At 64.4% G+C, this 9,387-nt stretch carries 7 protein-coding genes, 1 tRNA gene and 1 pseudogene; 5 read left to right on the top strand and 4 right to left on the bottom strand.

The genetic code is table 11. The annotated features are described in order from the left end of the window. The 3 genes and pseudogenes from Q8M88_RS05705 to Q8M88_RS05695 form a co-directional block, all read left to right on the top strand. A pseudogene (locus tag Q8M88_RS05705) lies at positions 1-483 on the top strand (AMP-binding protein); the annotation flags it as partial. Positions 484-565: 82 nt separating this feature from the next. Next, positions 566-1,534: a magnesium/cobalt transporter CorA gene (corA, locus tag Q8M88_RS05700; RefSeq protein WP_305595278.1), complete on the top strand. Its 969-nt coding sequence runs from the start codon at positions 566-568 to the stop codon at positions 1,532-1,534. Positions 1,535-1,806: 272 nt separating this feature from the next. Then, positions 1,807-3,963: a glutamine synthetase III gene (locus tag Q8M88_RS05695; RefSeq protein ID WP_305595277.1), complete on the top strand. Its 2,157-nt coding sequence runs from the start codon at positions 1,807-1,809 to the stop codon at positions 3,961-3,963. Positions 3,964-4,102: 139 nt separating this feature from the next. On the opposite strand, the gene Q8M88_RS05690 is transcribed toward Q8M88_RS05695, so the two are convergent. Continuing rightward, positions 4,103-4,858: an SDR family NAD(P)-dependent oxidoreductase gene (locus tag Q8M88_RS05690; RefSeq protein WP_305595276.1), complete on the bottom strand. Its 756-nt coding sequence runs from the start codon at positions 4,856-4,858 to the stop codon at positions 4,103-4,105. Between the two features lie 1,604 nt (positions 4,859-6,462). On the opposite strand from Q8M88_RS05690, the gene Q8M88_RS05685 reads away from it, so the two are divergent. Beyond that, positions 6,463-6,936, top strand: coding sequence for an SMI1/KNR4 family protein (locus tag Q8M88_RS05685; RefSeq protein WP_305595275.1), 474 nt, complete (start codon positions 6,463-6,465; stop codon positions 6,934-6,936). A gap of 178 nt (positions 6,937-7,114) precedes the next feature. On the opposite strand, the gene Q8M88_RS05680 is transcribed toward Q8M88_RS05685, so the two are convergent. After that, positions 7,115-7,190, bottom strand: a tRNA-Ile gene (locus tag Q8M88_RS05680). A gap of 145 nt (positions 7,191-7,335) precedes the next feature. On the opposite strand from Q8M88_RS05680, the gene Q8M88_RS05675 reads away from it, so the two are divergent. Further along, a complete protein-coding gene (locus tag Q8M88_RS05675) occupies positions 7,336-8,073 on the top strand; it encodes an SIMPL domain-containing protein (protein WP_305595274.1) in 738 nt (245 codons plus the stop codon). On the opposite strand, the gene Q8M88_RS05670 is transcribed toward Q8M88_RS05675, so the two are convergent. Together Q8M88_RS05670 and panD are read right to left on the bottom strand one after the other, a co-directional pair. Then, positions 8,070-8,543: a hypothetical protein gene (locus Q8M88_RS05670; protein WP_305595273.1), complete on the bottom strand. Its 474-nt coding sequence runs from the start codon at positions 8,541-8,543 to the stop codon at positions 8,070-8,072. The genes Q8M88_RS05675 and Q8M88_RS05670 overlap by 4 nt on opposite strands. Continuing rightward, on the bottom strand, positions 8,540-8,896 hold the full coding sequence (gene panD / locus Q8M88_RS05665; RefSeq protein ID WP_305595272.1) for an aspartate 1-decarboxylase: 357 nt from the start codon (positions 8,894-8,896) through the stop codon (positions 8,540-8,542). The genes Q8M88_RS05670 and panD overlap by 4 nt, the downstream gene beginning before the upstream one ends. Between the last annotated feature and the right edge of the window lie 491 nt (positions 8,897-9,387).

The following is a 9,387-nucleotide window of genomic DNA, read 5'->3' as shown; positions in this document are numbered from 1 at the left end:
CCCGGCGAGATCTGCGTGCGCAGCGTCCACGCCTTCGAAGGCTACTGGAACCTGCCGGAGGTGACCGCCGAGGCCACCCAGTATGGCTGGCTGCATACCGGCGACGTCGCGCGCGCCGATCCACAGGGCTATCTCTACATCGTCGACCGCCGCAAGGACATGATCGTCACCGGCGGCTTCAACGTCTATCCGCGCGAGGTCGAGGACGCGCTCAGCGCCCATCCGGCGGTCTCCCAGGCCGCGGTGTTCGGCGTTCCCGACGCCAAGTGGGGCGAGGCGGTGGCCGCCGCCGTGGTGCTGCGCGCCGGCGCCCAGGTCGAGGCCGAGGCGTTGATGCAGCACGTGCGCGCCCGCAAGGGTCCGGTGCAGACGCCCAAGCGCATCGACTTCATGGACGCCCTGCCCTCCACCTCGGTCGGCAAGGTCGACAAGAAGCAACTGCGCGCCGCCTTCTGGGCAGGGCGCGACCGGATGGTCGGTTGAACCCGGTCCCCATCGCCGGGCTCGCCGCGAAGCCAAAACAACGCTAGCGATTAGGCGTTCTGCGAGCCTGCGTGGAGGACGAATGCCAGTCGTTGCGGCCTACGTTTATCGGAACGGCGAGCGGATCCGCGAGATCGACCCGTTGTCGCCGGAGAGCCTCGATGTGGCGGAGCATGAATTCGCCTGGGTTGGGCTGGTCGAACCGGCGGTCGGCGAGCTGGCCGTGCTGCAGGCGCGCTTCGGACTGCATCCCCTGGCGGTCGAAGACGCCACTAACGCGCGGCAGATGCCTAAGGTCGACATCTACGGCGATGATCTCTTCGTGGTCGCCCGCACGGCCTATCTGGAGGGTGGCGAGATCGCCTACGGCGAGACCGCCGTCTTTGTCGGCCCGCACTACATCATCACCGTGCGGCACGGCTCAGCCCGCGGCCACGTCGAATTGCGCCAGCACCTGGAGGCCGCGCCCAGCCAACTCAAGCACGGGGTCGACTACGTCCTCCACGCGGTGCTCGACTTCATCGTCGACGGCTATCTGCCGATCGTCGAGGAGATCGAGGAGGAAGTGCTGGCCATGGAGCGCTACGCGCTCGACGCCTTCCTCAACCGCGAGCAGATCACCCGCATCTTCACCCTGCGACGCGAGTTGATGCGCTTTCGGCGCATCCTGGGGCCCATGGAAGAGGTGATCTCGCGGCTGGTGCACCACGATATGCCGTGCATCGACGCGGAGGTGCGCCCCTATTTCCGCGACGTTCTCGACCACATCCGCCGGGTCGCCTCGCTGGTCGAGACCCTGCGCGATGTGCTGTCGTCGGTGTTCGAGGCGAGCACCCTGCTGGAGCAGCAGCGACAGGGCACGATCACACGCCGCCTCGCCGCCTGGGCCGCCATCCTGGCCGTCCCCACCGCCATCGCCGGCATCTACGGCATGAACTTCGATTTCATGCCCGAACTGCGTTGGCGCTACGGCTATTTCCTGGTGGTCGGCGTGATCGTCTTGCTCTGCGCCATCCTCTATTCGCGCTTCAAACGGGCGCAGTGGCTCTAGAAGCCGCGGACGACGCCTTCGATCACCCGCTGCACGGCGCCTGCCGCCCAAGCCAAGACACGCAGTCATCAAGCGACAGCTCTTCCAGTTCCGGCGCCTTGCCTTGAAAAGCCGAGAGTTCGCATGCGTGCAGATCGCGTACTTATTGAGCACGACTACGCCTCGTTCGGACGATTCACAGCAAGCGTCCAACGATCGCATCGGACTTCGTTGACCCGTCTCCGCCCGGCTTGCTGATGCTCAAGGCAGACATTCGGGCAAAGGGCGAATTCATGAGTTCCAATCAATCGCGGGCGCAGGCGATCGCGCAGATCACCAACCGCGTCTCCAAGAGCTACACCCAGACCGAGCCTCTGAAGGACATCTGGGCCAGCGACGTCTTCAACCTCGCCACCATGGAAGAGGCGCTCTCCAAGAACGCCTTCAAGGCGATGAAGAACACGGTGATGACGGGCGCAGCGCTCGATCCCACCGTCGCCGAGGTGGTCGCCGCCGCGATGAAAGAATGGGCTATGGCCAAGGGGGCCAAATTCTTCTCCCACGTCTTCTATCCGATGACGAACATCACCGCCGAGAAGCACGACGGCTTCATCATCACCAATCCGGAAGGCGGATCGATCACGGAGTTCACCGGCAGCCTGCTGATCAAGGGTGAGCCGGACGGCTCTTCCTTCCCCAATGGCAGCCTGCGTATGACCAACGCTGCGCGCGGCTATACCGCCTGGGACCCGACCAGCCCGGCCTTCGTCATGACGACCGCCAATGGCGCCGTCCTGATGATCCCCAGCGTCTTCGTCTCCTGGACCGGCGAAGCGCTCGACAAGAAGATCCCGCTGCTGCGCTCGAACCTCGCGGTCAACAGGGCCGCCCAGAAGGTTCTGACGCTGATGGGCGAGACCGAGATCGGCACGGTCAATTCCAGCTGCGGCGCCGAGCAGGAGTACTTCCTGATAGACGAGAACTTCGCCAACGCCCGCCCCGATCTGCTGCTGTGCGGGCGCACCCTGTTTGGCGCCTCGGCCGCCAAGGGCCAGCAATTCGACGACCATTACTTCGGCGCGATCCCGGCCCGCGTCCAGGTGTTCATGCAGGACTTTGAAGACAAGCTGTATCGCCTGGGCATTCCCGCCAAGACGCACCACAATGAAGTGGCGCCCGGTCAATTTGAACTCGCACCCTACTTCGAAGCCGCCAACGTCGCCGCCGATCATCAGCAGTTGATGATGACGATCATGAAGTCGAGGGCGAAAGAGCACGGGTTCATGTGCCTGCTGCACGAGAAGCCGTTCGCCGGCGTCAACGGTTCGGGCAAACACGTCAACTGGTCGGTCGGCAACGCCACCCAAGGCAACCTGCTCGATCCGGGCGACACCCCGCACAGCAATCTGAACTTCCTGTTGTTCTGCGGCGCGGTCATCCGCGGCGTGCATCTCTATGGTCCGCTGCTGCGCGCCGTCATCGCCTCGGCCTCGAACGACCACCGACTCGGCGCCAATGAGGCGCCGCCGGCGATCATGTCTGTCTATCTGGGCGACCAGCTCGAAAGCGTCTTCCAGGACATCAAGACCGGCGAGCTTCTAGCCAAGGCCGAAGGCGGCATGATGGACATGGGCCTGTCCCAGATCCTGAAATTCAAGCGCGACCCGGGCGATCGCAACCGCACCTCGCCGTTCGCCTTCACCGGAAATCGCTTCGAATTCCGCGCCGTCGGCTCGTCGCAATCGGTGTCTGGGCCGCTGGTGGCGATGAACACGATCCTGGCCGACTCGCTGAACTGGATGGCCGGAAAGCTGGAAGCCGCCCTCGCCTCGAAATCCGACCAGACCCAGGCGGTCATCGTCGTTCTGCAGGAAGTGATGGAGAAGCACGGCCAGGTCGTCTTCGGCGGCAACGGCTATTCGACGGACTGGCACAAGGAAGCGGTCGAAAAGCGCGGGCTGCGCAATCTGCGCACCTCGGCTGAGGCCCTGCCCGTGTTCAAGGAACAGCCGATCGTCGAGCTGTTCGAGACCACCGGCGTCCTGTCGCCCAAGGAACTGGCGAGCCGCTTCGACGTCTACGCCGAGCAATACGTTCAATCCATCGAGGTCGAGGCCAAGCTGGTCATCAACATCGCCACCACCAAGATCTATCCGGCGGCGGTCGAGCATATCACGGCGGTGTCGAAAGCGGCCAAGCTCGGGCTCTCCGACAATGGCTTGGGCGGCGCCGTCGAGAACGCCAATGCGATGATGGCCGACGTCGCCAAATTGCAGGCGGAGATCGGAAAGCACGATTTCGACTCGATCGAAGCGCATCTGAAATTCTGCTCGGAGAAGATCTGCCCGCTCATGCTGTCGGTGCGAAAATCCGCCGACGCCCTGGAAGGCGTAATCGACGACGAGCTATGGCCGCTGCCGAAGTATTTTGAGATGTTCAACATCAAATGAGACGCCCCGGCGCGGCGGGGTCAGAGAGACGGCTTCGCCGCGCCGGCATGTTTCTGGCGGATTGGCGCCAGGGCGATCGCTGGAACGCCGCTGGCGGGCCTGGCAGGACTCATACCGCCCACGGGGGCGCTATCCCCGGTCACCAATAATCGCTCTTTCCGCCGTCGGCCAACAGCGTGCGGCCAGTGAGCCAGCGCGACTCCCCGGAGGCCAGAAATCCGACGATCGCCGCGATGTCGTCCGATTGGCCGATCCGTCCAAGCGGTGTTTCGCTCAACGTCCGTTCGCGATAGCCGGGCGGCAGATCAGCGGAGCCCTCGGTTTCGATCATCCCAGGCGCGACGCAGTTCACCGTGATATTGCGGGGGCCGAGTTCCTTCGCAAAGCTTCGCGTCAAGCGGCGAACCGCCGCCTTGGTCGCGGCGTAGACCGTGTCGCCGCTTCCGCCGCTGAATGAAACCCGCGACGACAGATTGATGATACGACCGCCCGATGCAGGAAAATGCGGCAGCGACGCCTGTGTCACCATAATAGGTCCCAGTACGTTCGTACCGAACATTTCGTGGAAGTAGATTGGATCGACATTCGGAAACGGCTGTCTGCGTTGCATCGCGGCGTTGTTGACGAGAATATCGATCCGCTCGAACCGCTTGACCGTCTCATCGATCAGGGTGACGACGTCGGATTGCTCGGAAACATCGGCCTGCACACTGATCGCCGTACCCCCGTTGCTTTCAATGACGCGTACAACGTCCTTCGCCGCCGTTGCGTTCGAAACAAAGTTGACGACGACCTTTGCGCCCCGCCCGGCCAGCTCAACCGCAATCGCCGCCCCGATGCTGCGAGAGCCGCCGGTGATCAGCGCAACCTTATCCTGCAAATCGGAGCGTGCCATTTGTAGTCAGCCCTTTGAAAGCCCGTGGTTCAGTGTGAGGACGGCAGCCCGTCCAGCCTGAGTGCGAACAGTGGGTGCGCCGTCGTAGATTGGCGCCGAGGGTGAAATCGTACCAACAAACTTCGCGGCAGCCCGTGGCAGGTCGCGGACAAACCTGGAAATGGATTATTAGATTCAACGACTTATGCTAGCATCGTGGATGTGACTGGACACTGGCGGAGCGCTGCTGGTGCGTCCGACAGAAGTCCGACTACAGCGCCAAATCGTCCAGATAAATCAGCTACTTCTGGCAGACCGACACCGCTGAGGCGTCGCAGCCGTTGGTCACACCTCTCAATCGAGAGGTACCTCACGCGAGAATTTTCGCCAACCCGCCAAAGAGAGTTGCAACCGGATGCAGCACTGCCGGCTACGCCGGAAATGGTCGAGTCAGACATGTTTTGTTCATGTTTTGGTCACGTTTTAACACTCCGCTTGAGATAGGATGTTTCCTTAGGTGGGCCCGCGTACGCGGTGGCGGCCCGGCCACGGCCGGGACTGGAACAATTCGAGGAGAGATCACGTATGGCTGGGCTCCAGCTGGCGCGCGACGACGTGCGCGCTGAAGGCATAGCGGAATGGATGGAGCGGCGGCGGCGAGAGGTCGCGGCGCGAGGGCCAGAGGCAGAGCTCGCAGGCCGCACTGCGTGGGCGTCCGGAAGCATCGCGGGCGAACGCCCGTACGCGCCAAGGCCTTCCGATGTCGTGACCCTCGGGGCGCGCAGCATAGAGCAGGGCCGAGGGGCTGGACGAAGCAATGCCGTCGCCGGCGGCTCGACGTTCAGGCCGGCATCCAGCCAGACGCCCACAGGTTGGGCCCCCGCGCAGGCCCAAGTGAGATCGGTGGCGTATCAGCCGACCTCGACCGCCGGGCCACCGGCCGCCGCGAGAGCTGCGCCGCGACCGACCCAAGAAGACGAGATGACACAACTCCGGCGCGAGCAGTCAGCCTTCAACCACGTCGTGCGGGAAGAGTCCGGTCGCAACTGGTGGATGGCGATCCCTGCGCTCGCTCCTATGGCGGTCCCACTGCTGGCAGAAGGTGCAGGGCTCCTGGCTGCGCTTGTGGCCACGTCTCCCATCAAGAACGCTCCACTGAACTTCGCGGAACGGGAGATTGGCCTGGCGCCTCGACCCGCCCCAGGATCGCAACCTCTAAGCAGGCCAGAGAAGGGGGTTATTCGCCAAGCCGGGAGGGAGAGACTTGCCCGCGCCAATGGGATGTCAGCAGCGGAAATGAAAGCGAGAGTTCATCACAGCAGACCGTTGGAGTACGCGCACCTGTTCCCCAAAGCAGACCCCCAACTCTTTGGCCAACCTCTGGGCGCTTCGAGACGCGGCGCACAAGATTGCGTCGGCGGAATGGACCGCGTTTCGCGCAGCCCTCAAGGGTCGCATACCGACGCAAGCCGAGGTTATGGCTGTAAAGCTCAGGATCGATCGGCTCGTAAATGCCTATGTTCGCCGGCCTGGAGTACCAAGATCCCGCACGCCCGTGGATGAAGGAGGTCCGCTTTGACCATCACCGTTCGTGAAGCGGCCGCAGCTCTGGAGGAGCTGGGACGTTGCGTAGGACCCGAGAGGATCATTCGGCGAAGATCATCGATCGCGTTCGGGAATTGCTCGGGCGCGAACTGCCGCCGGATCTTGAAGAGTTCTATCGTGAGCGGATCGCCCGCATTGGCGATTTCGACGCTGTTTTCCCCCACTGGAACGCGCGAGTTGGATGGAGGCCGATGGCGACCGAGGTGACGGAACTCGCCCACGTCAACGCCGTGCCGCTGTTCAACGACGGATGCGGCAACCTATTCGGGTTGGACCTCCTATCCGAGAACACCGCCCCGGCCGTCTACTTCTTCGATCACGAGTTTGGCTTCGAAAAGCCCGAGTACGCTGCGGGGTCAGCCCTAGGACCGTTCTTGCTGCTCGCACAGCACGATCAGGCCATCCAGGAGGGCCGAGCCCCCAGCTGGGAACTCGCAGTCGATCCTGACATCGATAAGTGTCCCCGCGCTCCACCTATCTGGCTGGCCGGCTAACGCCCCCAAGCGGCGAGTAAACACGCAGCATTTTCAATAGCTGGGCAGAGTGTGAGGCCGGTTGGTCAAGGCCCGGCAGGGAGCCCAACTGCAGCACCAAATCGTCCAGATAAATCGAGACGAGCTTCTCCACCTCAGCGCGGCCGAGCAGTTTAAATTCGCCCCTCGAAAGCGCTGCTGGTGGGCCCGGCAGGACTCGAACCTGCAACCAGACCGTTATGAGCGGCCGGCTCTAACCATTGAGCTACAGGCCCAGCGGGGCTGTGTGTAGCGTCCGCCACGACGCTTGTCGACGCGCTCGCGGGCCTTGCGCGGAGCCCGCCAGCACGTACAGCCTGCATTCAGGTGACGCTCGCTAGGTCTGCGCAGCTGATCCCGCTCCCCCTGGAGACTGCCTCGATGAAATCCTCGCTCCGCGCCGCCACCCTTTGCGTCCTGATGGCCGCTGCTGTCGCCGCGCCGCCCGCGTTCGCCCAGACGGCGCCGGCCGCCGACACCATGTTCCGCGCCACCACCCTGAACCTGCAAGCCTACGGCGAAGTGCGCGCCGCGCCGGACATCGCCACCATCAGCCTGGGCGTGATGACCGAAGCCAAGACCGCCAGCGAAGCCATGCAGGCCAACGCCACGCGCATGACCCAGGTGATCGCGGCCCTGCGTCGCGCGGGTGTCGCCGAGCGCGACATCCAGACCTCAGGCCTCAACCTGAACCCCCAGTACGTCTATGAGCAGAACGTGGCTCCGCGTCTGAGCGGCTACCAGGCGACCAACCAGGTGAGCATCACCGTGCGCGACCTGAAGAAGCTGGGCGCCGCCGTCGACGCCACCGTGGAGGCCGGCGCCAACCAGGTGAACAGCATCAGCTTCGGCCTGAACGATCCCACCGCGGCTGAAAACGCCGCGCGCGAGGCTGCGGTCAAAGCGCTGGGCGCCAAGGCAGACCTCTACGCGCGGGCCACCGGCTATCGGATCGGGCGACTGGTGTCCTTGAGCGAAGGCGGCGGCTATTCGCCGTCCCCGCCGCCGATGCCGATGGTGTCGATGGCGCGGATGGAGAAGGCCGACTCCACGCCCGTGTCGCCGGGCGAACTGCGGGTGCGGATCGACGTTTCAGGTCTCTACGAGCTGACCCGCTAGCGGGCGAGGCCGGCGTTCCGAAGCGCGGTGTCGATGCGCTCGGTCATGATCCTGCTGGGGAACGTGCGTTCCCCGTCCATGACCGCGGCGTAGACCAGCTTGCGTCCGGTCACCGGCCCCGCGCTCCAGGCGATGGTGCGCGCGGCGTCCTTCGGATTGTCGCAGGTCGACGCGCGCGACCGCCCGTCCGCGGCCACCGCCTTGAGCAGATCGCCAACCCGGCGGCTGTCGGGCGCGTCACAGGCCGCGAGTTGCCGCGCGCAGACCATGTGGGTGTTGTAGCGGTAGATCACGCGCCCCGATCCAGCCTCGGCCACCAGCAGGCAGGTGGACGGATCGCCCACCGCGCCGGAGATCGCGTCGGTGAGCGCCGTCTGGTCAACGTCGGACGGCAGGTCGGATCCGCAGGCGGCGAGCGCCAGCGCGCAAACCGCCGTGATGAAGGCGGCGGCGGCCGCGCGCGGTTTCACGCTACGGACTTGATCTCGTTGCCTTCGCCCAGCAGCACGACGGAAGGATGGTAGTTGCGCGCTTCTTCCGCGGCCAACTGGCAGTAGGAGATGATGATCACCTTGTCGCCCTGCTGGACCAGGCGGGCCGCGGCGCCGTTCACGCCGATCACCCGCGAACCACGCACGCCCTCGATCGCATAGGTGGTGAAGCGCGCGCCGGTGTCGATGTTCAGCACGTCGACCTGCTCGTGCGGCAGGATGCCCGAAGCCTCCAGCAGATCGCTGTCGATGGTGATGGAGCCTTCGTAGTGAAGATCGGCCTGGGTCACCGTCGCGCGGTGCAGCTTGGCCTTCATCATGGTCAGCATCATCGGCGCGAACACTCCAATGCGACGGCGTCGGCCCGCTGAACATCGCGGAGCCAGAGCCGGGCCAGCGGATATACTTATCACAGGCCCTCAGCGCAATCACCGCGCCGGGTCGGGCGTAGCGCGCATCGCCGCAGGCCGAACAAGCGCAAGGTTCGGTTCACCACGCTTCCACGCGAAAGCTTAAGCTTGAACCCCCTATGGTTGTATTCGGGGAGGCGCTAACTATGGACCCAATCGCTGCGGCTTTTTACGGCGTTCTGGCGGCGCAACGCCGCATGACGGAAAGACTTGGCCAGATCGAGCAAGCCCTGGATCCTGAGTCCGAGCCGGGCGCGTCGACGGCTCCGCAGGCCGGGTCCCTGCCCGCCCCAGCCAGATAACGCCCAGAGGTGTGGGGCCGGACAGGCGACGCCCTCGCCCGCGTCGCGGCACGTCTGGCGCCGTCAGTTCTGCGTATCCGCAGCGCCCTGGTGCGTATCGTCAGGCGCGAC

This window comes from Phenylobacterium sp. (assembly GCF_030693805.1).
In the GTDB taxonomy this organism is placed as follows: Bacteria; Pseudomonadota; Alphaproteobacteria; order Caulobacterales; family Caulobacteraceae; genus Phenylobacterium.
The sequence above is the reverse complement of the archived record's forward strand: the minus strand, read 5'-3'. Positions and strand labels throughout refer to the sequence as shown.

Coding starts and splice junctions, on each gene's coding strand:
- corA (WP_305595278.1), top strand. CDS start 566: ATGCCAGTCGTTGCGGCCTACGTTTATCGGAACGGCGAGCGGATCCGC.
- Q8M88_RS05695 (WP_305595277.1), top strand. CDS start 1,807: ATGAGTTCCAATCAATCGCGGGCGCAGGCGATCGCGCAGATCACCAAC.
- Q8M88_RS05690 (WP_305595276.1), bottom strand. CDS start 4,858: ATGGCACGCTCCGATTTGCAGGATAAGGTTGCGCTGATCACCGGCGGC.
- Q8M88_RS05675 (WP_305595274.1), top strand. CDS start 7,336: ATGAAATCCTCGCTCCGCGCCGCCACCCTTTGCGTCCTGATGGCCGCT.
- panD (WP_305595272.1), bottom strand. CDS start 8,896: ATGATGCTGACCATGATGAAGGCCAAGCTGCACCGCGCGACGGTGACC.